The sequence below is a fragment of the Jatrophihabitans sp. genome (assembly GCA_036389035.1).
GTDB lineage: Bacteria > Actinomycetota > Actinomycetes > Mycobacteriales > Jatrophihabitantaceae > Jatrophihabitans_A.
This window is the reverse complement of record DASVQQ010000002.1, coordinates 156,664-179,949: the sequence shown is the minus strand read 5'-3', so window position 1 is coordinate 179,949 and position 23,286 is coordinate 156,664. Positions and strand designations below refer to the sequence as shown.

The 23,286-nt window shown below is 70.2% G+C and carries 21 protein-coding genes and 1 tRNA gene; 12 read left to right on the top strand and 10 right to left on the bottom strand.

Annotated features, from left to right (window positions below; all coding sequences use genetic code 11):
• Positions 1–55: 55 nt before the first annotated feature.
• From VF557_01630 to VF557_01610, 5 genes are all read right to left on the bottom strand, one after another.
• Positions 56–2,893 carry a hypothetical protein gene (locus VF557_01630; GenBank protein HEX8078889.1) on the bottom strand — a complete coding sequence of 946 codons (2,838 nt, stop codon included), beginning with the start codon at positions 2,891–2,893 and terminating at the stop codon, positions 56–58.
• A 343-nt stretch (positions 2,894–3,236) separates the two neighbouring features.
• Positions 3,237–4,124: an A/G-specific adenine glycosylase gene (locus tag VF557_01625; protein ID HEX8078888.1), complete on the bottom strand. Its 888-nt coding sequence runs from the start codon at positions 4,122–4,124 to the stop codon at positions 3,237–3,239.
• 111 nt (positions 4,125–4,235) lie between these two features.
• Positions 4,236–5,315 (bottom strand): DNA integrity scanning diadenylate cyclase DisA, encoded by a 1,080-nt coding sequence (disA, locus tag VF557_01620; GenBank protein HEX8078887.1) that lies wholly within the window; start codon positions 5,313–5,315, stop codon positions 4,236–4,238.
• A gap of 97 nt (positions 5,316–5,412) precedes the next feature.
• Complete coding sequence (gene radA / locus VF557_01615) at positions 5,413–6,816, bottom strand: DNA repair protein RadA (protein ID HEX8078886.1); 1,404 nt, start codon at positions 6,814–6,816, stop codon at positions 5,413–5,415.
• An 83-nt stretch (positions 6,817–6,899) separates the two neighbouring features.
• The gene (locus VF557_01610; protein HEX8078885.1) at positions 6,900–7,661 is read right to left on the bottom strand and encodes a hypothetical protein; all 762 of its coding nucleotides are present in this window, start codon (positions 7,659–7,661) and stop codon (positions 6,900–6,902) included.
• A 282-nt stretch (positions 7,662–7,943) separates the two neighbouring features.
• Here VF557_01610 and VF557_01605 point away from each other — a divergent pair, with 282 nt between their 5' ends.
• The 3 genes from VF557_01605 to ispF all read left to right on the top strand — a co-directional run bounded on the left by VF557_01605 (position 7,944) and on the right by ispF (position 9,729).
• Complete coding sequence (locus VF557_01605; protein HEX8078884.1) at positions 7,944–8,435, top strand: CarD family transcriptional regulator; 492 nt, start codon at positions 7,944–7,946, stop codon at positions 8,433–8,435.
• Between the two features lie 65 nt (positions 8,436–8,500).
• Positions 8,501–9,262 (top strand): 2-C-methyl-D-erythritol 4-phosphate cytidylyltransferase, encoded by a 762-nt coding sequence (gene ispD / locus VF557_01600; GenBank protein ID HEX8078883.1) that lies wholly within the window; start codon positions 8,501–8,503, stop codon positions 9,260–9,262.
• The gene (gene ispF, locus VF557_01595; GenBank protein HEX8078882.1) at positions 9,259–9,729 is read left to right on the top strand and encodes a 2-C-methyl-D-erythritol 2,4-cyclodiphosphate synthase; all 471 of its coding nucleotides are present in this window, start codon (positions 9,259–9,261) and stop codon (positions 9,727–9,729) included. Before ispD ends, ispF begins: the two co-directional genes overlap by 4 nt.
• An 86-nt stretch (positions 9,730–9,815) precedes the next feature.
• Here ispF and VF557_01590 read toward each other — a convergent pair whose 3' ends face one another.
• A complete protein-coding gene (locus VF557_01590) occupies positions 9,816–10,922 on the bottom strand; it encodes an aminotransferase class I/II-fold pyridoxal phosphate-dependent enzyme (GenBank protein ID HEX8078881.1) in 1,107 nt (368 codons plus the stop codon).
• 58 nt (positions 10,923–10,980) lie between these two features.
• Here VF557_01590 and VF557_01585 point away from each other — a divergent pair, with 58 nt between their 5' ends.
• From VF557_01585 to VF557_01560, 6 genes are all read left to right on the top strand, one after another.
• Positions 10,981–11,385, top strand: coding sequence for a PPOX class F420-dependent oxidoreductase (locus tag VF557_01585; protein HEX8078880.1), 405 nt, complete (start codon positions 10,981–10,983; stop codon positions 11,383–11,385).
• A gap of 55 nt (positions 11,386–11,440) precedes the next feature.
• On the top strand, positions 11,441–12,874 hold the full coding sequence (cysS, locus tag VF557_01580; protein ID HEX8078879.1) for a cysteine--tRNA ligase: 1,434 nt from the start codon (positions 11,441–11,443) through the stop codon (positions 12,872–12,874).
• Positions 12,875–12,883: 9 nt separating this feature from the next.
• Positions 12,884–13,849: a 23S rRNA (guanosine(2251)-2'-O)-methyltransferase RlmB gene (gene rlmB / locus VF557_01575; protein ID HEX8078878.1), complete on the top strand. Its 966-nt coding sequence runs from the start codon at positions 12,884–12,886 to the stop codon at positions 13,847–13,849.
• A 307-nt stretch (positions 13,850–14,156) separates the two neighbouring features.
• The gene (locus VF557_01570; protein HEX8078877.1) at positions 14,157–14,444 is read left to right on the top strand and encodes a hypothetical protein; all 288 of its coding nucleotides are present in this window, start codon (positions 14,157–14,159) and stop codon (positions 14,442–14,444) included.
• A gap of 7 nt (positions 14,445–14,451) precedes the next feature.
• A complete protein-coding gene (locus tag VF557_01565; protein HEX8078876.1) occupies positions 14,452–15,756 on the top strand; it encodes a cupin domain-containing protein in 1,305 nt (434 codons plus the stop codon).
• Positions 15,749–16,627, top strand: a complete 879-nt coding sequence (locus tag VF557_01560; protein HEX8078875.1) for a sucrase ferredoxin — start codon at positions 15,749–15,751, stop codon at positions 16,625–16,627. Before VF557_01565 ends, VF557_01560 begins: the two co-directional genes overlap by 8 nt.
• 132 nt (positions 16,628–16,759) lie before the next feature.
• Here the strand turns inward: VF557_01560 and ugpC are convergent, their stop codons facing one another.
• Complete coding sequence (gene ugpC, locus VF557_01555; GenBank protein HEX8078874.1) at positions 16,760–17,875, bottom strand: sn-glycerol-3-phosphate ABC transporter ATP-binding protein UgpC; 1,116 nt, start codon at positions 17,873–17,875, stop codon at positions 16,760–16,762.
• 327 nt (positions 17,876–18,202) lie between these two features.
• Here ugpC and VF557_01550 point away from each other — a divergent pair, with 327 nt between their 5' ends.
• On the top strand, positions 18,203–18,961 hold the full coding sequence (locus VF557_01550) for a lysozyme (protein ID HEX8078873.1): 759 nt from the start codon (positions 18,203–18,205) through the stop codon (positions 18,959–18,961).
• 198 nt (positions 18,962–19,159) lie between these two features.
• Here the strand turns inward: VF557_01550 and VF557_01545 are convergent, their stop codons facing one another.
• Together VF557_01545 and VF557_01540 are read right to left on the bottom strand one after the other, a co-directional pair.
• On the bottom strand, positions 19,160–19,720 hold the full coding sequence (locus tag VF557_01545) for a GNAT family N-acetyltransferase (GenBank protein ID HEX8078872.1): 561 nt from the start codon (positions 19,718–19,720) through the stop codon (positions 19,160–19,162).
• A 27-nt stretch (positions 19,721–19,747) separates the two neighbouring features.
• The gene (locus tag VF557_01540; GenBank protein HEX8078871.1) at positions 19,748–20,446 is read right to left on the bottom strand and encodes a lysophospholipid acyltransferase family protein; all 699 of its coding nucleotides are present in this window, start codon (positions 20,444–20,446) and stop codon (positions 19,748–19,750) included.
• 159 nt (positions 20,447–20,605) lie between these two features.
• Here VF557_01540 and VF557_01535 point away from each other — a divergent pair.
• Both VF557_01535 and VF557_01530 read left to right on the top strand, forming a co-directional pair.
• Positions 20,606–20,678 (top strand) — tRNA-Thr (locus VF557_01535).
• A gap of 50 nt (positions 20,679–20,728) precedes the next feature.
• Positions 20,729–21,439, top strand: a complete 711-nt coding sequence (locus VF557_01530; GenBank protein ID HEX8078870.1) for a Stf0 family sulfotransferase — start codon at positions 20,729–20,731, stop codon at positions 21,437–21,439.
• A gap of 86 nt (positions 21,440–21,525) precedes the next feature.
• Here the strand turns inward: VF557_01530 and VF557_01525 are convergent, their stop codons facing one another.
• Positions 21,526–23,238: a S8 family serine peptidase gene (locus VF557_01525; GenBank protein ID HEX8078869.1), complete on the bottom strand. Its 1,713-nt coding sequence runs from the start codon at positions 23,236–23,238 to the stop codon at positions 21,526–21,528.
• Positions 23,239–23,286 lie beyond the last annotated feature (48 nt).

Genomic DNA, 23,286 nt, shown 5'->3' with positions numbered 1-23,286 from the left:
CTGGCTTTCAGGACCGGGGCCTTTCGCTACCGGGTGGTCGCTTCGCCGGGCCGGGTCAGCCGTCGAGACGGTAGGCGAAGGTTGCGCTGTCGAGCTGCATGCAGAAGCTGGTGCTCGGGCAGGAGATGGCCGAGCCGGCGGAGGTGCCACCACCGGCCGGCATGGTGACCGGCATGCTCCACTGGCTGCCGTCCCACACGCTGGCCTGGCCGTCGCCATGTTGCGGGCCGCCGCCGGCCGCGGCCACGCAGAATTCAGCCTGCGGGCAGGATGCCGCGTAGACCGCTGCCGCCGGCACGATGTACGGGTACCGCGACCAGGCGCTGCCGTTCCAGCTGCTCAACTGGGAGAAGCTGGACGCGAGGCAGTACGACGTGGTGGGACACGAGATGGTGTGCACATTGCCGGATGTGGTTGTGTAGCCCAGCGCCGACCAGCCGGCGCCGTTGAACCTGGTGGCGTTGCCGGATTTGGTGATCGCAACGCAGAAGGTGGTGCTGCGACAACTGACGGCGCTCAGGCTGGATCCGGACACGATCGGTACCGGCGTGGTCCAGCTGCTCCCGTTGAAGGTCGCTGCCTTGTCCGCCCCGACTGCGACGCAGAAGGACGAGCTGGTGCACGACACGGCCGCCAACCGGCCGGGATATACCGGCGCCGCGGACGACCAGCCCGAGCCGTCGAAGGCGAGTGCCCGGCCAAGGCTGTCCACGGCGACGCAGAAGCTCGGTCCGGTGCATGACACGCCGGTCAGTGCGACGCCGCCGTCGATCTGTTTCGGCGAGGTCCAGGCCGTTCCGTTGTAGGAGAGCGCGTGGCCGCCGGTTTCCACGGCCATGCAGAAGCTCGCCGCGGTGCACGACACCCCGGTCAGGTCGCCCGGCAGGTAGTCCACCGTCTGTGGCGCGGACCAGCTGGCGCCGTTGAACATGGCCGCGGTGGCCTTGGTCGAGGCTGCCTCGATGAGCCCGCAGGTGCCGGCGCTCGAGCAGGAGATCACCGCGGGGCCGTTAGCCTGGACCGGCATCGGGGCGGACCAGTCCGTGCCGTCGAAGCTGAGCACCGATCCGGAGCTGTCCGAGGCTCGGCAGTTGGTGCCGCTGACGCAGGAGACCCTCAGCAGGTGATTCGTGTGGATCGTGCGGGGCGCCGACCACTTGGCGCCGTTGAATGTCACTGCCTCGGCCCGGCCGACCGCTACGCAGAACGAGGCGGACACGCAGGACACCCACCATGGAGTGATCGCGCCGGTCACGTTCACCGGCGCCGACCAGCTGGCGCCGTCGAACGTCCCCGCCTTGCCATCGTGATCAGTGCCCATGCAGAAGGCCGCCGACGGGCACGACAACGAGTGCAACGAGGACAACTGCCCGCCGGTTGCCGTCCTGGTCGACCAGCTGCTGCCGTTGAAGGTCGCGAAGCTGGCTCCGGAATTGGCCATGCAGAAGGTCGCGGACGCGCACGACACCCGCTTGGTGGTGCTGGAATTGAAGGGCAGGTTGATCGCGTGGGTCCAGCTCGTACCGTCGTAGGTCTCTAGGACGGTAAGGCCGCTGGAGTCGCTGCCGATGGCCACGCAAAAGCTGGCCGAGGTGCACGACACCGAGGACAGCGCCCGGGCCCGCCCCGCCCGAACCGGCGTGCTCCAAGCCGTGCCGTGCCAACTTTCGGCGAAGCCATTGCGTTGCACCGTCATGCAGAACGTCGCGGTCGGGCAGGAGATGTCCATCAGCGAGCCGTGCCGGGGATTGATCTCCTGCCCGGAGGTGTAGCGCAGCGGGTTCGGCACGCCCAAGTAGTAGCCGAGCACGTCGGCGACCACCGAAACCGAACCGGCGCCGTTGTACTGGAGCTCGAATACGTCGTTGAGGCCGAGCACGGTGGTCAGCTGTTGTTGCGCGGTGGCTCCGGCGCCAAAGCTGATCATGGTGGAGCCGTTCCAGGCGCGATCGCCACGGAAGATCGAGAGCGAGCCGGCCTGGGCCGGGGTCAGCACGGTGAACCGGACGACCACCGCCGGGACGCCCCACTCCGGCACTCGGCTGATCTTGGTGCGCTGGTCGAAGACTGGCCGGACCGGCACCGCCTGGCCCGGCGTGAGGGGTTCGTTGAAGGCTCCGGGCCGGTTGTCGTATACCCGCGTGGGCGTGATGGCCTGGTATGCGCCGTACCCGACCGGGGTGCCGGCCAAGTAGTAGCCGATCAGATCCAGCACCACGTGGAGCGCGACGCCGGTGTTGTTGCGGATCAGCGCGGTGCCGTCGCTGCCCAGGGCCACGTTCAGCACGTCCTGCCCGGTCCGGCCGGCCGCGAAGCTGACGGAGGCGCTGCCGTCCCAGGCGGCGTCGCCGGCCCAGGTCGACACCGACCCTGCCCGGCTCGGCGTGATCACGGTCAGGTTGGCCAGCACCGCCGCGACCCCGGTGGCCGGCACCGCGCCCCGACCGGTGATCGCCATTCTGGTGACCGAGCCGGGTGCCAGGGCATGCGACTGGCGGGTGTCGAAGGCTCGCTGGAATCCGATGGTCCGGAAGGCGCCCGGGGTGCTCGGCGTGCCACCGGTGTAGTAGCCGGCGACGTCCCCGATCACCTGGATCGTCGAGGCGATGTTGTTGCGCACCGACAGGGTGCCGTCCGCGCCCAGCTTGGCGGTGACCATGCTCTGCTTGGTCTGGGCTGCCACGAAGCTGATTGAGGCAGCTCCGTTCCAGGCGGTGCCACCGGGGAAGACCGCGATCGAGCCGGTGCTGCCCGGCCGCAGCACGGTCAGGTTGAGAGTGACCGCCGCGGCCCCGGCCGGGATGCCGCCGCGGCCGGTGACGGCGAACCGCGCCACGTGGCCGCTGGCCAGCCCGGAGCCGGTGCGGGTGTCCAGCACCCGGACCGTGTTCACCGGGTGGAACGTGCCGGCTGCGGAGGCCGGCGGGCCCGCTGCGGCGCCGGACGAGCCCGCTGCGGCGCCGGACGAGCCGAGCGACAGAGTCAGGCAGCCGACAGCGGCCAGAGCGAGACAGCACAGAACAACAACCAGCCGACGCATGCGGCCCCCCGACAGCACTCCGACGGACGCGCCGGACCGGAGCACGCGAAGCTAGCGTGCGCCATGGCATCGTAGCGGTGTTCGAGGCAACTTGGCCCAAAACCGACGGATCTGTCCGGGTTGCCGTCCGCTTGCATCGCCGCCAATGGGGCTGCCGTTTGGTGTGCCGGCGACCATCGGCGGGATCAGGCCCGACTTAGCGACGGCCGGTCGGCAGCGCGAACCGTCCGTCCGGCAGCGGATCCAGCAGTCCATCGGCGACCAGCGAGTCGAGCGCGCGCTGCCGCTGCTCGGCATGGGGCCAGACCACCTCCAGGCCGGTCTGCGGCACCGGCCCGGTCGCGGTCCGGACGACGGACAGCAGCAGGCCGCGAACCTGCCGGTCGGTGCCGGCGAAACGCTGCGGCTTAGGCAGCGGGCCGGCATAGCTGGGGTAGCCGGCCAACCGCCAGGCGCACAGCTCACGTACCGGACAGCCGCCACAGGCTGGCTGCCCGGCCGTGCACACCAGCGCGCCCAGCTCCATCACTGCCGCGCAGAACCGCGCGGCAGCCGCGTCCTGCTCGGGCAGCAGCCGTTCCATCTCGACCAGATCCCGGGCAGTGGACGGCGGCCCCGGCATGCCCTGGCCGGCAACCGCGCGGGCCAGCACCCGGCGGACGTTGATATCCACCACCGCGGCCCGCCTGCCATGGGCGAAGGCCAGTACGGCGCGGGCGGTGTAGGCGCCCACGCCGGGCAGCGCCAGCAGCGCCGCGAGGTCATCCGGCACCTCGCCGCCGTGCTCGGCGGTGATCGCGGTGGCACACTCATGCAGCCGTAGCGCTCGGCGCGGATAGCCCAGCCGGCCCCACATCCGCACCGCCTCGCCCGGCTCGTCGCCGGCTAGCTCCGCCGGTCCCGGCCAGCGGTCGAGCCAGGCTCGGTAGGCCGGCAGCACTCGGTTCACCGGGGTTTGCTGAAGCATCACCTCGCTGACCAGCACCGCCCAGGCGGACGTGCCGGGCCGGCGCCACGGCAGGTCACGAGCATGCTGAGCGAACCACTCGGTGATCGGCGCGACGAGGGCGGGGCTGGCGGGCATCTCAAAGCCATCCTGACACTTGCACGGCCGTTCGCGAGGCAGCCGGCCGAGCTGGTGGCAGCCGGGGTGTCCACCGACTGCCGGTCGAGCTGGTCAGCGTCGACGACGCTCTCAGGTGTAGCGCTCGATGATCGAGGCGTCGGCTAGCCGCGACAGCGCCTCGCGGATGGAGCGCGCGCGGGCATCGCCGACTCCCTCGACGTCCTGCAACTCGTCCACGGTCGCGGCCAGCACTTTCTGCAGGCTGCCGAAGTGCTCCACGATCCGGGTGAGCACCAGGTTCGGCAGTCTCGGCACCCGGGACAGCAGCCGGTAACCGCGCGGGCTCACCGTCGCCTCCAGGGTCTCCGGACCGGCCGGGTAGCCCAGTGCCTTCGCGACGTTGGACAGGTCGAGCAGCTCGGCGGCCGACAGCTGCGCCAGGTCCTCCAGCGCCTGTTCGAGAGTCCGGTTCTTGCGTCCGGAGGGCAGGTAGTCCTGGGCGATCAGCTCGCGGTCGGTGTGCACGCCGGCCATCAGCTCTTCCAGCTGCAGCGACAGCAGCCGACCGTCGGTGCCCAGCTCGGCGCCGTAGCCCGAGATCTCGTCCGCGATCCGGCTCACCATCTCGAGCCGCTGGGACACCGCGGTGGCATCGCGGACGGTGACCAGGTCCTCGATCTCCAGCGCCGCCAGGGTCTGGGACACCTCGTCCAGCCGGGACTTGTACCGCTCCAGCGTCTGGACCGCCTGGTTGGCCCGGGACAGCAGCGAGGTGGAGTTCTCCAGCACGTGCCGACGACTGCCGAGGTAGAGGCTGATGATCTTCATCGACTGGGACACCGAGATCACCGGGAAACCGGTCTGCTGGGCGACCCGCTGAGCGGTCCGGTGCCGGGTGCCGGACTCCTCGGTCGGGATGGCCGGGTCGGGCATCAGGTGGGTTGCCGCCCGCAGGATCCGCGAGCCGTCGGTGCTGAGCACCACGGCGCCGTCCATCTTGGCCAGTTCGCGCAGCCGGGTGGCGGCGAACTCGATGTCCAGTGGAAACCCGCCGGTGCACAGCGATTCGACGACCTTGTCGTGGCCCAGCACGATCAGCGCGCCGGTGTTGCCGCGCAGGATCCGTTCCAGACCGTCACGGATGTCGGTGCCAGGGGCGAGCGAGGCGAGAACCGATCGCAGCACCTCGTCGCGATCACTGATGGCCACGTACGCACTCCTGCATTGTTCACATGATGATCTTGAACCTAGGAGACAGTCTAGGAGCTTTGCGACAGGTGGCGGCCATCGGTGGTGGTCCCGCCAGTCACAACTGGGCCACGAAGTCCCATGCCTTGGCCACGGTGGGCACCTCGATGACCTTCATGCCGTTCAGCTGGGACCAGTCCGAGCCGTGTGGCACCAGCGCCCGGCGGAACCCCAGCCGGCTGGCCTCGCTCAGCCGGCGTTGCACGCTGCTGACCCGGCGGATGTCACCGGACAGCGACACCTCGCCGATCGCGCACAGCGTGCTCGGCAGGGCGATATCGCTGGCGGCCGAGGCGATGGCGAGCAAGATCGCCAGGTCGACCGACGGCTCGGTGATCTTGATGCCGCCGACGCTGGCCGCGTAGACGTCACGCTCGCTGAGCTGCACCCCCGCGTGCCGGCCGAGCACCGCCAGCAGCATGTTGACCCGGGAGGCGTCGAGGTCGGTCACCGACCGGCGGGCCGAGCCACCGTTGCCGTAGGCGGCCGCCACCAGCGACTGCACCTCGGACAGCAGCGGTCGCCGGCCCGTCACGGTGACTGTGACGCAGGTGCCGGGGACGGCGATGTCACGGGTGCTGACGAACAGCCCGGAGGGGTCGGTCAGCTCGTCGATGCCCTCTTCGTGCATCTCGAAGCAGCCGACCTCGTCGGTGGCCCCGTAGCGGTTCTTGATCGCGCGCAGCATGCGCAGCGAGCTGTGCCGGTCGCCTTCGAAGTACAGCACGACGTCGACCAGGTGCTCCAGCGCCCGCGGGCCGGCGATCGAGCCGTCCTTGGTGACGTGGCCGACCAGGACGGTGGCGATCCCGCGTTCCTTGGCGACCGAGCTGATGGCGGCGGTGACGGCGCGGATCTGCGGGACCCCGCCCATCACCCCGTCCACCGTCGAGGACGCGATGGTCTGCACGGAGTCCAGGATCAGCAGGCCGGGCTTCACCTCGTCCAGGTGGGCAAGCACGGCGCCGAGGTCGTTCTCGGCGGCGAGGAACAGCTGTGAATGCATAGTGTGGGTGCGTTCGGCGCGGGCCCGCACCTGGGACGTGGACTCCTCACCGGTCACGATGAGCGCCGGCGATCCGGTGGCGGCGGCGTACTTCTGCCCGACCTCGAGCAGCAGAGTGGATTTGCCGACGCCCGGCTCACCGGCCAGCAGCAGCACCGCGCCCGGCACCAGCCCGCCGCCGAGCACCCGGTCCAGCTCGCCGATGCCGGTCGGCAGCGCCCGGGCGACGGTGGAGTCCTGCCGGCTGATGGGCTGGGCGGCGTTGCGCGGGGTGACCAGCGCCGGCAGTGTCAGCGAGGCCGCCCGGGCGCCGTCCTCGGTCATGGTGCCCCAGGCCTGGCACTCGGGGCAGCGGCCCACCCAGCGAATCGAGAGCGTGCCGCACTCGGTGCACGCGTACGTGGTGGCGGCGCGTTTGGGCTGCTTGGCGGTAGTGCTGCCCGGCGGGTTGCTCACCCGGCGGAGGTTACCGGGGGGTGGTGACACTACTCCCGCGCCGAGCGGGCGACCGGCTGCCGGAACTGGCCAGCCGCAGAGCGCTACTCGCCGGTCGGGCTACTCGACGGGCTCGAGTGGTCCTCAGCCTGGCTGGACGCGCCCTCGTGGGCCGGCTCGGTCGCCTCGCTGATGACGGGAGCGGACGGCACCTCGCTGGGCAGCTGGACGGCCATCATGACGGTCACGCTGGCGCCGCTGGCGAAGGTCAGGGTCACCGGCACCGGTTGTGCCGGGAACAGCTGGGCGTTCACGTTGGTGAGGGTCACGGTGGGGCCGCTGTCGGTGATCCCGACCTGCACGGATTGCCGGCCCGGCAGCTCGATCGGGGTGTTCTGGCTGGGGGCGCCCGCTGAGCCGGTGGCCGAGGGCGAGCCGGTGGCCGAGGGCGAGCCGGTGGCCGACGCGGACGGCGAGGCGCCAGGGGCCGGAGTGCCTGATGCGGTGCCTGTCCCGGATGAGCCGCCGCCGGGTCCGCCGCCGAACTGTGCTCCGGCGGCGACCGTGGAGGTCACCGAGACCAGCTGGTCGGCCTTGGCGCTCTTGTTCACCAGCACCATGCGCAGCGGGACGGAGGAACCCTTGGCGTAGCTGGCGCCCGACTCGGGGGCGGCCAGGCCCGCGGCTCGAATGGAGATGTCGCCCGCCTCGGCCTGGACGCCGTCGATCGAGGGCGTCTGCTGAACGGTCTGGGCCTGGATGCCGGCGGCGCACCCGGAGACCAACAGCAGCCCCGCCGCCCCGGATCCGACTGCCGCCCCGAGCCGGCGAAGCAGGTCCGCACGGCTAGCGGTCTCGTTTCCCACGGCGACTCCTCTTCCTGCCTCAACTCGCGGTGCGTGCCTTGCCTGCCGGGTCGTCTGTTGAGCCGGATGGGGCATCCGTCTTCAGCCTAGCGATCCTCTGAAGCCGGCTCACGAACAGGTGGGCACGGCGTGCCGCTACGCCCCGCGTGGCCGAGCCCGGCACGGCGGGACGCGAAAAGCGGACCGGGCAGGGCGGGCGCAGAGTAGTGGGCGCAGCTGAGAAGGACCTGGGCGTGTCGTCCCCACGTGTTACCCTGGAGGCCACCGGAAGGGGTTGCCTCTATGACTTTTGAGGTCGGCGAGACCGTAGTTTATCCGCACCATGGCGCTGCGAAAATCGAGGCAATTGAAACCCGCATCATTCAAGGCGTTGAGCGAATCTATCTCGTGCTCAAGGTTCAGCAGGGCGATCTGACCGTTCGGGTTCCCGCTGACAACGCCGAGATCGTTGGCGTGCGTGACGTGGTCGGCCAGGAGGGCCTGGACCGGGTGTTCGAGGTGCTTCGCGCACCGCACACCGAAGAGCCCACCAACTGGTCGCGCCGCTACAAGGCCAACGGCGAGAAGCTGGCCTCCGGTGACGTGAACAAGGTGGCCGAGGTCGTGCGTGACCTGTGGCGCCGCGAGAAGGACCGCGGCCTGTCCGCCGGCGAGAAGCGCATGCTGGCCAAGGCTCGCCAGATCCTGGTGAGCGAGTTGGCGCTGGCCGAAGGCACCAACGAGGACAAGGCCGAGCTGGTGCTCGACGAGGTCCTGGCCGAGGCCGTCGCCTGAGTCAGGGCGCTACCAACCCAGGGTCGAGGGCGGCTGAGGCTGCCGGTTCAGGCACTGTCGCCGCGGTGATCGTGGCCGCCGGCTCCGGCGAGCGCCTCGGGGCCGGCATGCCCAAGGCTCTGGTCCCGTTGCACGGGCGTCCGCTGCTGAACTGGGCAGTGGACGCCTTCGCCAGCCATCCCGACATCGATTCGGTGGTGGTGGTGGCTCCGGCCGACGCTGTTCCCGCGGTCCAGGCCGGCGTCGGTGAGCTGGCCAGCGTGGTGGCCGGCGGCGCCAGCCGGCAGCGTTCGGTGGACCTGGGGCTGGCCGCGCTGGGTGCTGACGTGCAGCTGGTTCTGGTGCATGACGCCGCCCGCCCGCTGGTGGACCCCTCGGTGGTCTCAGCCGTGGTGGCCGGCCTGCGTTCCGGCGAGCAGGCGGTGATCCCGGTGCTGCCGGTAGCCGACACCGTCAAACGGGTGGACTCTGCCGGGCTGGTGGTCACCACCTTGAACCGAACCGAGCTGCGGGCGGTCCAGACCCCGCAGGGCTTCTCCCGGAGCGTCCTGCTCGCCGCTCACCGCGCCGCTGAGCAACGCTCGCTGACCGAGGTGACCGATGATGCGGGCCTGCTCGAAGTGCTCGGAATAGCCGTGCGCACGGTCGCCGGCGCCCAGAGCTGCTTCAAGATCACCACGCCGTATGACCTCCGGCTGGCGCATGCGATAGCGGACCAGGCGGCCCAGCCCGCCCAGCCCGCCCAGCAAGCCCAGCCCGCCCAGCAAGCCCAGCCAGCCGAGCCGGCCCAGCCAGCCGTGCTGTCCGATGCCGGTCAGCCGGCATGACGCTGCCCCGGGTCGGCGTCGGCGTCGATGTGCATCCGATCGAGGCCGGCCGCGAGTGCTGGTTGGCCGGCTTGTTCTGGCCCAACGTCGACGGCTGCGCCGGGCACTCCGACGGTGACGTCATCTGCCATGCCGCCTGCGACGCGCTGCTGTCGGCGGCCGGGCTGGGCGACCTCGGAGCGGTGTTCGGCACCGCGGAACCCGAGTGGGCCGGTGCGTCGGGTATCGAGCTGCTCGCCGAGGTGGTTCGCCGGCTGCACGCGGGGAGCTGGCGGATCGGCAACGTCGCGGTGCAGCTGATCGGCAACCGGCCGAAGCTGGGGCCGCGCCGGATGGACGCCGAGGCGCTGCTCAGCGACGTCCTCGGCGCGCCGGTGACCCTGTCGGCCACCACCACCGACGGCCTCGGGCTGACCGGCCGCGGCGAGGGCCTGGCCGCCGTGGCCACCGCACTGATCGCCCGCTGAGGCGCCGAGCCGAGGCCCCGAGGCCAGCGCCAGAACTCAGCCCAGCGCCAGACTCAGCCCGCGCCAGACTCAGCCCGCGCCAGAATTCAGCTCAGCGCCTGCTCCAGGTCATCCCACAGGTCCTCGACATGCTCCAGCCCGACCGACAGCCGGATCAACTCGGCCGGGGTTTCCTGCTCGAGCTCCATCGGGTAACTGCCGCGCCGTTCCAGCAGCGACTCCACCCCGCCGAGGCTGGTGGCGTGGCTGATCAGCCGTAGCCGGTCACAGAGCTTGTCGGCCGCCTCCGCCGAGTCGAGCTCGAAGGACAGCAGGCCGCCGTGGTTGTCCAGCAGCGCGGCGATCCGGTCGGCGTGCGGGTGGCTGGGCAGGCCCAGGTAGTGCACCTTGCGCACCGCCGGATGCCTGTCGAGGCGTCCGGCCAGCTCGGCGGCGTTGGCGCAGGATCGCTCCAGCCGCACCGAGAGCGTGCGCAGCCCGCGCAGGGCGAGAAAGGACTCCAGCACGCCGGGAAGCGCGCCGGTCAGGTTCCGGCGAACCTTCACCTCGTCGTCCTGGGCCTGGTCAGCGACGACCAGCGCCCCCATCACCAGGTCGCTGTGCCCGGCGATCCACTTGGTGACCGAGTGCAGCACCACGTCGGCGCCATGCTCCAGCGGTCTGATCCCGAACGGGGTCGCCAGGGTGGTGTCGACGACGGTGCGCACGCCGTGGCGTCGGGCCGCCGCGGTCAACGCCGGCAGGTCCGGCACCGCCAGCATCGGATTGGTCGGCAACTCCAGCCAGAGCACCGTCGCCCCGGGCAGCGCGTCGAGCGCGGTGGCGGTGTCGGTGACATCGATCCGGCGCAGCGACAACCGGCCCAGCTCGACCTGCTTGTCGAGCAATGCCCGGTTGAAGTTGTAGAAGCTGGTGGGCAGCACCACCACCGAACCGACCGGCAGCGCCTCGATCAGCGCGGTGCTGGCAGCCATTCCGGAGGAGAACGCCGTGGCCCGGCCGCCCTCGACAGCGCCTAGGGCAGCCTCGAACGCCTCGACGGTGTCGTTGCCGTCCCGTCCGTACACCCGCTGGCCGCCGGCGTGATAAGTCGAGGACACAACAATCGGCTGGTTGACCGTTCCGGCCGGCGTGCGGTCCGGCCGGCCGGCGGCGATCAGCATCGATTCTCGGCGAAGGGGCTCTGCGTGCATGCGACTAAACCTAGTCCGAGTAAACCGGGTCGGGGGCGCACCCAATAGACTTGCGAGCATGACCGCATTGCCAGAACAAGCCACGAAGTTGCTCGATGCCGCCAACTTCGTGGCGGTGGCGACCAGCAACACCGACGGCTCGCCACAGACGTCGCTGATGTGGGCCACCTACGAGGGCGACGAACTGCTGCTGTCCACGGTCCAGGGCCGCAAGAAGGAGACCAACTGGCTCAAGGACCCGCGGGTCAGCGTGCTGATCATGGACCGGGAGGACCCCTACAGCTACGTCGAGGTTCGCGGTGCCGTCAGCATGAGCACCGAGGGCGGCCCGGAGCTGATCCACCGGCTGTCGCGGCTCTACACCGGGCAGGACTACGCGGGCGACGAGGGCACCGACCACATCCGGGTGGTCGTGCGGGTGCGACCCAGCCACGTGGTGGACGCCACCGGGCTGCTTGACTAGCCCGCCCGCGGCCGGGCTGGTAATAGCCGTGGGAAGATGTCCGTAAGATTGCCCGGTGACGCTCAGGCTGTATGACACCGCCACCCGGTCGGTGCGGGACTTCGTCCCGCTCGTGGACGGGCACGCGTCGATCTACTACTGCGGTGCCACGGTTCAGGGCGCTCCGCACATCGGGCACCTGCGATCCGGCCTGAACTTCGACATCCTGCGGCGCTGGCTCAGCCACCGCGGCTATGACGTCACCATGGTCCGCAACATCACCGACATCGACGACAAGATCATCGCCAAGGCCGCCGAGGTGGGCCGGCCCTGGTGGGCCCACGCCGCGCTGTACGAGCAGGCCTTTCGCGACGGTTACCAGACCCTGGGCTGCCTGCCGCCGACGGTGGAGCCACGGGCCACCGGTCATGTCACCGAGATGATCACCTTGATGCAGCGGCTGATCGACTCCGCTCACGCCTACCCGGTGGCCGGTGACGTGTACTTCGACGTCCGGTCCTTTCCCGACTACGGCGCGCTGTCCGGCCAGCGGATCGATGAGATGCTGCCGGCCGGTGACTCGGTCGGAGACAGCCGCAAGCGCGATCCGCGCGACTTCGCGCTGTGGAAGGCCGCCAAGCCGGGTGAGCCGAGCTGGCCGACCCCGTGGGGTGAGGGCCGGCCGGGCTGGCACCTGGAGTGCTCGGCGATGGCGGGCAAGTACCTGGGCCAGGAGTTCGACATCCACGGCGGCGGCCTGGACCTGATCTTTCCGCATCACGAGAACGAGTTGGCCCAGTCCGTCGCCGTCGGCGACGGCTTCGCGCGGTACTGGTTGCACAACGGCTGGGTCACCATGGCCGGCGAGAAGATGTCGAAGTCGCTCGGCAACACGGTCGAGGTCAGCGCGATGGCCAGGCAGTGGCGCCCGGTCGAGTTGCGGTACTACCTCGGCGCGGCCCACTACCGCTCGGCCATCGAGTACTCACCGGCCGCTCTCAAGGAAGCCTCCGTCGCCTACGCCAAGATCGAGAACTTCGTACGGCGGGCCGTGGAACTGGTCGGCGAGCCCGCCCGGGAGCCGGCCGACCTTCCCGACGTGTTCGGCAAGGCGATGGATGACGACCTGGGGGTGCCGCAGGCGCTGGCCGTCGTGCACAACACCCGGCGCGAGGGCAATTCCGCCCTGGAACGTGGCGACAAGAAGGCCGTCGACGCCGCCCTGCGCCAGGTGCTGGCGATGACCGGCGCGCTGGGACTCAACCCGCTGGACTGGCAGGCCACCGGCGACACCGGCCGCCAGGCGACGCTGACCTCCACGGTGGACCGGCTGGTCCGGCTGGCCCTGCAGCAGCGCCAGGATGCCCGCTCGCGCAAGGACTACGCCGCCAGCGACGCGATCCGCGACGCGCTCGCCGAGGCCGGCGTGCTGGTCGAAGACACCCCGGACGGCCCTCGCTGGACGGTGGCTCCCACGACGCACTCCGCTGACGCGCAGCGAGATCGGTAGAAGCTGGTAATGGCTGGTAACTCCGCCCGCAAGGGCGCCGTGCGCAAGGGCAAGAAGGGCGCCTCCGTCGGTTCCGGCGGCAACCGGGCCCGGGGCCTGGCAGGCAAGGGCCCGACCCCGAAAGCCACCGAGCGCAAGGGCCATCCGGCGGCACGCCGGGCCGCGGCGGTAGAGCGCCGCTCCGAAGGGACGCCCCGCCGTCGAGGCACCGCCGGCAAGAACTCCGAGGCCCCTGAGCTGCTGGTCGGGCGCAACCCGGTCGCCGAGGCGCTGCGGGCGCAGATCCCGGCCAACGTGCTCTACGTCGCGATCGGCATCGAGGCCGATGAGCGGGTGACCGAGGCGATCCACCTGGCCGCTGACCGCGGCCTGCCCATCCTCGAGGTCAGCAAGTCCGAGATCGACCGGCGGACCGGCGGCATCCTGCATCAGGGCATCGCACTGCAGGTGCCGGCCTTCGCCTACGACGAGCTGCCCGACCTGCTGGAGCTGGTCGCCTCGGCCACCACGACGCCGCTGCTGGTGGCCCTGGACGGGGTCACCGATCCGCGCAACCTGGGAGCGGTCATCCGGTCCGCAGTCGCCTTCGGCGCGCAGGGCGTGATCGTGCCGACCCGGCGCTCGGCCGGGGTGACCGCGACTGCCTGGCGTACCTCGGCGGGCACCGCGGCGCGCATTCCGGTGGCTCAGGTGACCAACCTGGTACGGGCGTTGCGCGACTGCCAGAAAGCCGGCCTGCAGGTCGTCGGGCTGGACGCCGACGGTGACACCACCCTGGACGAGCTGCCCAACGCCACCGACCCGCTGGTGATCGTGGTCGGTTCGGAGGGGCGGGGGCTGTCCCGGCTGGTCGGCGAGACCTGCGACGTGACGGTGTCGATCCCGATGACGGGGCAGGCCGAGTCGTTGAACGCTTCGGTGGCGGCTGCTGTCACGATGGCCGAGGTGGCGCGGCAGCGCAGGCTGAACCGCTGAACCGCTGAACCCAGGGCACCCTTCGATCAGGGCAACCACGCCGGATCCATCACGACCGGGTCGGTGCCTGGCGAAGTCGGCGATCCAGAGCCGGTGGACGAGTCGTGAGCGTTCTGGTCGGGCCCGACGAGCCGGCGGGCGCATTGTCGCCGGACTCGGTTCGCCGCTAGCGTAGGAGCGGGTCCGAGCAGCCTGCCCCCACCTGGTGGTCAGCGTGTTCGGAGCTGCCCACCCTTGATAAGGAGTAGCTCTATGACGGAAAGCGAAGGCCCCGCCGACGGCGGTGCTGACGGCGTGCCCGGCGTTCATGACGGCGGCGCCGATGGTGGCGCGGACGGCGGCGCCGGTGGCGGTGCCGGTGGCGGCGGCGCGGGTGACGGCGGTGCCGACGGCGGTGCCGACGGCGGCGCTGAAGGTGGCGGCGGGGGTGACGGTGGCGCTGATGGTGGTGCCGATGGCGGCGCTGAAGGTGGCGGCGGGAGTGACGGCGGGAGTGACGGCGGCGCTGATGGTGGTGCCGATGGCGGCGCTGATGGTGGCGGCGCGGGTGACGGCGGCGCCGATGGCGGCGCGGACGGCGGAGCCTGAGTACTGAGCAGCCGGTGGGCGGCGCCGACCCGGTCGGCGCCGCCCTGCCCAGCGCCGCCCTGCCCAGCGCTGTCGCGTCCCATGCTGTCGCGTCCAGCGCTGTCCCGTCCAGCGCCCTGGCGCGCTGCATGACCATCCCGGCGGAGCGGTTCGCCGCCGAGTACTGGTCGAAGCAACCGCTGCTCACCCCGGCCACCGAGAGCGGCGCTGACTACACCGACCTGATCGACACCGCGGCGATCGACGAGCTGCTGTCCCGGCGTGGGCTGCGCACGCCGTTTCTCCGAATCGCCAAGCAGGGCAAGGTGATCCCGGCCCGGGAGTTCACCAGGTCCGGCGGCCTCGGCGCCCGGGTGAGCGACCAGGTCGCCGATGACAAGGTGCTCGGACTGGTCGCCGACGGCGCCACCCTGGTGTTGCAGGCGCTGCACCGCAACTGGCCGCCGCTGATGCGCTTCGGCGCCGTGCTGAACGCCGAGCTGGGGCATCCGGTTCAGATCAACTGTTACCTGACCCCGCCGCAGAACCAGGGCTTCGCGCCGCACTACGACACCCACGACGTGTTCGTGCTCCAGGTCCTCGGCCGCAAGCGCTGGGTGGTGCACCGGCCGGTGCTCACCGACCCGCTGCCCGGTCAGGACTGGGAGCAGCACCGGGCCGCGGTCGCTGCCCGGTCGGCCGAACCGCCGCTGCTCGACTTCACGCTGCAACCCGGCGATGCGCTGTACCTGCCCCGCGGCTTCATCCACTCGGCGATGGCGCACGGCGAGACCTCGATCCACCTGACCGTCGGCGTGCACCCGGTGACCCGGCACACCCTGCTCAAGCACCTGCTCGCCGACGCGGCGGGCGAGTCGAGCCTGCGCGCCTCGCTGCCGCTGGGCGGCGACCTGGCCGATGAGGCGCGACTGGCCGATCAGCTGCGCGAGACCGTCCAGGCGTTCGTCGCCTTTGCCGGCGCGGGCCGGTTGCCGCAGGTGGCCGGCCGGCTCGCCGACGAGCTGGCCGACAGCACCCGGCCTGATCCGATCGAGCCGATGGCGCAGCTGGCCGCGCTGGCCGCCCTGACGCCGTCGGCCGGCTTCCGGCTGCGGCCAGGCCTGCGGGTCAGGCTGGAACGAAGTCCGGACGCGGTGCTGGTCAAGGCCATCGACACCAGCCTCAGCCTGCCGCTGTCGGCCGAATCCGCGCTCAAGCTGGTGCTCTCCGGCGAGCCGGTGAGCGCGGCCGGACTGCCCGGGTTGGACGACGAGGCCGCGCTGGCGCTGGTCCGCAGGCTGCTCACCGCCGCCATCCTGGTGCCCGAGCACAGTGCTTGACCGCCCCCACCGGTGCGCGCTGGCCGCGGCTTCCCGGGGTGATGAGATGCTCGGCACCGCCTTTCCCGCCAACCGGATCCTGCTCGTCGAGCAGCCCGGCGGGTGGGGGCTGGGCGGTCTGGCCGGCTCCCGATTCGACCCGCTGATCGCCCGCCGGCTGATCAGCACGCTGGGCGAGCAGGGCGTCCGGGTACTGGCGATCCGCCGGCCCGGCCGCCATCCCGCTCCGGCCCAGCACCTCTGGGGATTCGCCGACTGCCGGGCCGGCCGGCAGGGCATCGTCTGGGGCAGGTACCGGGCAGCGGAGGACCTGCTCGAACTCGACCCGGTGACGCTGGCCGAGCAGGCCAAGGACACCCGACCGGTGTACGCGGTGTGCGCGCACGGCACTCGGGATATGTGCTGCGCCATCGAGGGACGCCCAGTTGCCACCGCGCTCGCCCGGCACTGTCCTGACCGGGTGTGGGAATGCAGCCATGTCGGGGGAGACCGGTTCGCCGCCAACGTGCTGGTGCTGCCCACCGGACAGCTGTACGGCCGGATCACCGACCCGGCCGGCCTGGTGTCGGCGACCGAGGCCGGGCAGGTGCTGACTGATCGGCTGCGCGGCCAGATCGGGTTGTCACCGGCGGCCCAGGCTGCCGTGGTGCATGCCCAGCGAGAACTCGGATTGGCGATGGTGGGCGCGGTGCGATTGCTGCAGGTGCAGGGCTCGCCGCCTGACGTCCAGCTGGTCCGGCTGGCGGTGCCGGGCGGGTCCTGCACCGTGGCCGTCCAGCAGGTGGTCGGCGCATCGGCGATCCTGACCTGCCGGGACACCAAGGCCAAAGTGCCGCTCAGCTACCGCCCGCTGTGGCTGCGGGCCGATTGAACCGGGTCGCGACGGCACTGCCCTTGATCGGCCACTGCCCTTGATCGGCCGACGATCGGCCGAGTCGGGCTGAGCAGTCAGCGGGGGACGCCGGCGGCGAGCCGACGTCCCCCGCTGCGCTACTGGCCGGGCTTACGCGCCGAGGCGCTCGCCGCTCTCCGGGTTGAACGCGTGGGTCTCCTCGGTGCGGACTTCGAGGTTGATCTCGTTGCCGATCTTGGGTGGCACCCGGCCGTCGAAGCGGACGGTGAACGGCTTGGCGCCGCCGTCGTCACCCACGTCGTGGGTCTTGGTGCCGGGCAGCTCGCCGTAGACGAAGGCGTCGGCGCCGAGCTCCTCGACCAGGGTCGCCTTGAGCTTGAGGCCCTGGCCCGACTCGGAGGCGTGGAAGGACTCCGGACGGATTCCGAGGATGATCTCCTTCAGACCGGCGGAGCGGGCGGCGGCCGCGGCGTCCGGCTGGATGGGGATGTTCAGGCCACCCAACTGGGCGCCGCTCTCGTTGAACGGCACCTTGACCAGGTTCATCGCGGGCGAGCCGATGAAGCCTGCGACGAAGGCGTTGCCGGGGTGGTCATAGAGGTTGCGAGGGGTGTCGACCTGCTGCAGGATGCCGTCCTTGAGCAGCGCCACCCGGTCACCCATCGTCATGGCCTCGACCTGGTCGTGGGTGACGTAGATCGTGGTGGTGCCGAGCCGGGCCTGCAGCGCCGCGATGTTGGCGCGGGTCTCCACCCGCAGCTTGGCGTCGAGGTTGGACAGCGGCTCGTCCATCAGGAACACGCTGGGCTCGCGCACGATCGCGCGTCCCATCGCGACCCGCTGCCGCTGACCGCCGGACAGCGCCTTGGGCTTGCGGTCCAGGTACCTCTCCAGGTCGAGCAGCTTCGCGGCGGCCAGCACCTTCGAGGCCCGCTCCTCCTTGGAGACACCCTTGAGCTTCAAGGCGAAACCCATGTTCTCGGCGACCGACATGTGCGGGTAGAGGGCGTAGTTCTGGAACACCATCGCGATGTCGCGGTCCTTCGGCGGCTTCTGCGAGACGTCGACGCCGCCGATCCTGATCTCACCCTGGTCGACGTCCTCGAGGCCGGCGAGCATCCGCAGGGCGGTCGACTTGCCTGATCCGGACGGGCCGACCAGGACGACGAATTCGCCGTCGGCGACATCGAGATTGAGCCGGTTGACTGCGGGGATCGGGTTTCCGGGGTAGATACGCGAGGCTTCCACGTACTGAACTTCGGCCATGCCTAAATCCTCTCGGTGATGTGTGACCGCACCGGGTACGGGCTCTCGCGGGTGCGCGAGCCTCACGGCATTCCGGTCGGCGCCGGTGGTCCGCCTCCACCGATCGAAGGCGGCGACCCCGACCGGCATAGCGGTCTGGACACCTCATTAGTGCAGGTGCCGGCTCGGCAGTCAAGGCAGCCGCTCCGTGGGCGGTGCGGGCAACGCTAGGACGGCGCCTCAGGGTCGAAGTGAATTCGGCATGATTCGCCCAAGTTGCCAGTTGGGCAGAGGTATGTCCTTATTGGGAGAGGCGGCGTCAGCCGTTCCCCGTGAGAAGGAGACACTATGTTCGGAGTACCGCCGCGTGCCGGCCGGGTACGCACCATGCTCGGCGCCGCTGTGGCTGCTGTGACCCTCGGCGCGGGAATGGTCGCTGCCCTCACCCTGGGCGCATCCCAGGCGAGCGCGGCCACCTACGTCAACGGCATGGACGTCTCCGGTCATCAGGGCAACGTCGCCTGGTCGACCGCCTACAACAACGGCGCCCGGTTCGCCTACGTCAAGGCGACCGAGGGCACCAGCTACCGCAACCCCTACTTCGCCCAGCAGTACAACGGCTCCTACAACGTGGGCATGATCCGCGGCGCCTACCACTTCGCGCTCCCGAACAACTCCAGCGGGCTCGCCCAGGCCGACTTCTTCGTCAACAACGGCGGCGGCTGGTCCGGCGACGGCAGGACCATGCCGCCCGCGCTGGACATCGAGTACAACCCCTACGGCTCGACCTGCTACGGGCTGTCCCAGGCCTCGATGGTCAGCTGGATCAGAGCCTTCTCCGACCGGGTGCACTACCGGACCAACAAGTACCCGATGATCTACACGACCATCGACTGGTGGACCACCTGCACCGGCAACTCCAGCGCGTTCGCGGCCACCAACCCGTTCTGGATCGCCAGGTACAGCTCGACCCCGCCCACCGCGCCGGCCGGCAGTTACACCTGGACGATCTGGCAGTACGCCGACTCCGGCATCTACCCAGGTGACCAGAACAGGTTCAACGGCAGCTACACCCAGTTGAAGGCGTTGGCCACCAACCCGCACTGAGCCGACCCGGCACTGATCGGCTCGCACCGAGCCGGTAGCACTGAACCACCGTGAGATCCGCGGGCGGCACCGGTTGACCTCCGGTGGCCGCCCGCGGCTGCGCTCGCCGGCGGACCCGTATCAGTTTGGATCGCCTGGGCGACCGAAATCGATACGCATCGCCCAGGAGCCCGCGCGATGCTCAGCCCGGCGCGATGCTCAGCCCGCCCGATGCTCAGCAGGGCGGGTGGGCACCCAGAACCGCAGCTTGCCGGCTCGCTCGTCCTCCAGCACGCCCCCGTTGGCCAGGATCACCTTGCGGGAGCCGAGGTTGTCCACGTCGCAGGTGATCAGCGCCTGCTCGATCCCCATACCGGCCGCGATCGGCAGCGCGGCCCGCAACATCGCGGTGCCATGACCGCGCCGGCGGGCTCGGGGCGCGATGTCGTAGCCGATGTGCCCGGCAGACTCGAGCAAGAGCGGGGTCAGTTCATGCCGGATCCGGATGCTGCCCAGAAAATGCGAGCCCTCGGCCCACCAGTAGGTGCTGCTGTGCACCCAGTTCGGTGGCGGTGGCACTGAGGTGTCGCCCTCGCGGCGCACCGCGGCCAGGTACCGCTCGAAACCCTCCGGGGTGTGCCACTGCGCGGCGAAGCCGGTCAGGTGGCGGCCGAGCGCGGAGTCGTCCTGCGGGCCGCCGCGGCTCTCGGCGGCGAAGTCGGCCATCGCGGATCGAAACGACGGCGCCAGTGCGGCGCTGGGCGAAACCAGGTGAGGCATCGCCTGATCCTGGCGGGCCCAGGCGTATCAGGCGAGCGAATTTCCCGCTTCGGCCGCGCGCAGTCGCTCCACCTGCGCTGTCACGGCGGCCATGATCTCGTCGGTCACCGCCCGCAACACCTCAGCGGTCGGCTCGGCGTCGTGGTACTTGCTCAGCTCCACCGGCTCGCCGACGCTGGCTTCGTGCCGGTGCCGGGGAAACGGCCGGAACCGTCCGCCGCGGCCGAGCGTCCGGTGCGCTCCCCACTGGCCGATCGGTATGACCGGGACGTCCGGGCAGGCCAGGGCGAGCCTGGCTACCCCGGTCTTGGCCTGCATCGGCCAGTAGTCCGGGTCGGCGGTGATGGTGCCCTCGGGGTAGATGATCACGCACTCGCCGTCGCGCAACGCCTGCTCGGCCGCCTGGAGCGAGTCGGCGGCCTGGCCGCTGGAGCGATGGACCGGAATCTGCCCGGCGCCGGCCATGGTCCGTCCCACGATGGGCCAGCCGAACACGCTCGACTTGATCAGGAAGCGCGGAATCCGGCCGGACTGCCAGATCATCCGGGCCATCGTCGCGGTGTCGGCCTGGGAGATGTGGTTGACCGCGATCAGGACCCCGCCGTGCGCGGGTATCCGATCCAGGTGGTGCCAGCGGATCTTGAACAGCAGCGAGTCGAGCGGGTAGAGGATCAGGACGCAGAGCCTGATCCAGAAGCCGGCCTTGGGGCGGTGCGCTCGGGTCATCCGCTACTCCTCGGGTGTCGAGGACATTCGTACCCGGCCGGCTCGGGCAGCTGCCGGTCGGGGGGCGCGGAAGCGGTGCTTTCCAGCCCTGGCCGCGCTCGGCCGACCCGGAACTCCCGGACTAGGATGGTCAAGGCTCGCGGGCGGTTGTCCGCGCCGGCCGGCGTGGCGCAACTGGTAGCGCACCCGACTTGTAATCGGGCGGTTAGGAGTTCAAGTCTCCTCGTCGGCTCAGTAACGAGGTCCTAGCGTGAGGACATGCCAAGGCTGAGGTCCTATCTGGTGTGCGGCACGCCGCGCACCGGCAGCACCTACCTGTGCGACCTGCTTGCCTCGACGGGCGTGGCCGGTTATCCCGAGTCCTACTTCAGGGAGCCGGATCAGCAGGACTGGGCCAGGCGTCTCAAGGTGCCGGTGTCGGGCGACGGATCCTTCGACTATCGCCGCCTGGTGGAAGGCGCTGTCCGGGCTGGCACCAGTCCGAACGGAGTCTTCGCAGCCCGCATCATGTGGGGAACCGTAAGCGTGATCGTCGAGGGTCTCACCCGCTCGTCGCCTTGCCGGCCTGACTCCGACGTCCTCAGCGACGCTTTCGGGCCGCTGCTCTTCGTCCATTTGCGGCGCGACGATGTCATCGGTCAAGCGGTGTCGTGGGCGCGTGCGGAGCAGACCGGCCACTGGCAACAGGGCGACACCGCTCAGGCCGAGCCGAACCTGGATCTCGGCCAGATCGACGAGCTCATCCGGACCATCCGCGAGCACAACGCTGCCTGGCTCGCATGGTTCTCGCGGCAGGGAGTGCAGCCGCACGTGGTGCGCTATGAGGACCTTGTCGATAACCCAGGCGGTACCGTCCTGGCGATCCTGGACCGGTTGGAGGTCCGAGCGCCCTCCGACTGGCGGCCCCGATCACCCCACGTCAGGCAAGCGGATCAGGTCAATCAGGCCTGGGTCCGGCGCTACCGGCAAAACCACAAACAGATGCGGCGGTGACCTGAGGTCACCGCCGCACCGTTGTACTACTGCGAATTTGTACTACTGCGAATTCTCGTTCGTACTAACGAGATTCACCTTGAGGACTACTGAACAACCCCCAGAGCGTTGACGATGCCGGCGCCGTAGAACCCGTTGAACTCAGGGGTTCCGACGCAGGTGGCGGTGAACTCCGCGGAGCGTCCCTCTTGGGTGTAGGACTGCACGCCACCCGCGGGGCAGGCGTGATCGATCGCGGTCGCGGCCATCAGAGCCGCCACTGCGGCCGGCTCCATGGTCAACCCACGCTTCGGGGTGGTGTCCCGGTAGCCGTGGGCGCTGACCGCCAGAGCGGCGACACCGGCGGCGTGCGGCGATGCCATCGAGGTGCCCTGCAGGTACTGGTAGTAGCCGCACTCGCCCTCGTCGTTGCAGTCCTTCTGGACGCCTGCGGTGACGCCGGCCGGGGTGATGTTGCCGGACTCGTCGACGTAGCCGTCAGCCTGCATCACGTTGAGCGGCGCCGTGGACAGGATCAGGTTCTCGTTCGTGCGGTAGCTCGGCGTGCCGAAGCCATCGCGGAACCAGCCACCGGGAGCGGAGAACTCGATCTCACCGGAGGTGAGGTCGGTGGTGTAGTTGGAGTAGTCGGCCTTCTTGCCCGACGGGCCGAGCGAGGAGACGCCGAGGACGTGCGGTCCCTCGATCGGCAGGACCCGGCAGGTGTCGTTGTCGATGGTGCGCTCGTAGGGGTCCGCGCCGTAGTCCGGGCTGGAGTGGTCGTGCCGCGGGTTGGCCAGGTCCTCGTGGTTGTTGCCCAGCGAGCCGACCAGCGTCACGTTGTGGGCGTTGGCGTAGTTGAGCGCGCGGGTCATCCCCTCGAGGATCACGTCCTGCTCGGCCCCCGAGGCGGCGCTGTCCTCCGGCGCTCCGCCGGCGCAGTTGTAGAGCCACGGGTCGAGGTAGAACGACATGTTCACCACGTCCAGGCCGACGTCGCCGGCGTAGGTGAGGGCGTTGGTGACCGGGCCGAGGAAGAAGTAGCCGCTGTCCTGCGCGCCACGGATGTTGACCAGCGTGGCCTTGGGCGCGACGCCGCTCAGACCCATGCCGTTGAGCGCGGCGGCAATGGTGCCGGCGGTGTGGGTGCCGTGTCCGTTGTCGTCCCAGCTCGCCGGGTCGACGCAGTTGGCGAACTCGCACGGGCCGTCGACGTCGGTCATGTCGGTGGTGAAGTTGCGCGACAGCTTCTTGCTGAAGTTGGAGTGCAGATCGGGGTGGGAGCCATCCACGCCGGTGTCCAGGATGCCGACGGTGACCCGGTGGTCACCACGCTCGATGGCGTGCGCTTCAGGGGCGTTGATCATGTCCATGCCCCACAGCAGGTGATCGAGCGGGTCGCCGGCCTTGACCGGCTTGGAGGTGGGCGCATTGTTGGCGCCGCCTGACAACCGAGCCTCGTTCTCGACCGCGTCACGGACGGTCTTCTTGGGAGCGGCGCCGATCGAGTGGTCCTTCGCGACGCCGTCGACGCCCGCGAGCCCGCGGGTGCGGGAGGCGAAGGCGGTGTCGGTCGAGGTGACCGTGAGCAGACCGATCGCCTGGTTCACCGAGGTGACGGTCGCGCCGCTGGCCTGGAGCTGTTCGGCCAGCGCCTGGGCGGTGCCGCCGGCCTCAGTGAGTACTACGTAGGCCGTGCTCGCGCCCTGGGTGGACTGCTGGTTGGCGCCCTGGGGGGTGGCACCTGCGGTGCTGATCGCCAAGGCGGGTATGGCCAGGGCCGCGGCCGCTGCCGCGACGATGATCCGGGATCTGCGCATGTGGTTGGGTCCTTCCTTCGGGCACGCTGAGGGCACCCGTAATAGGCG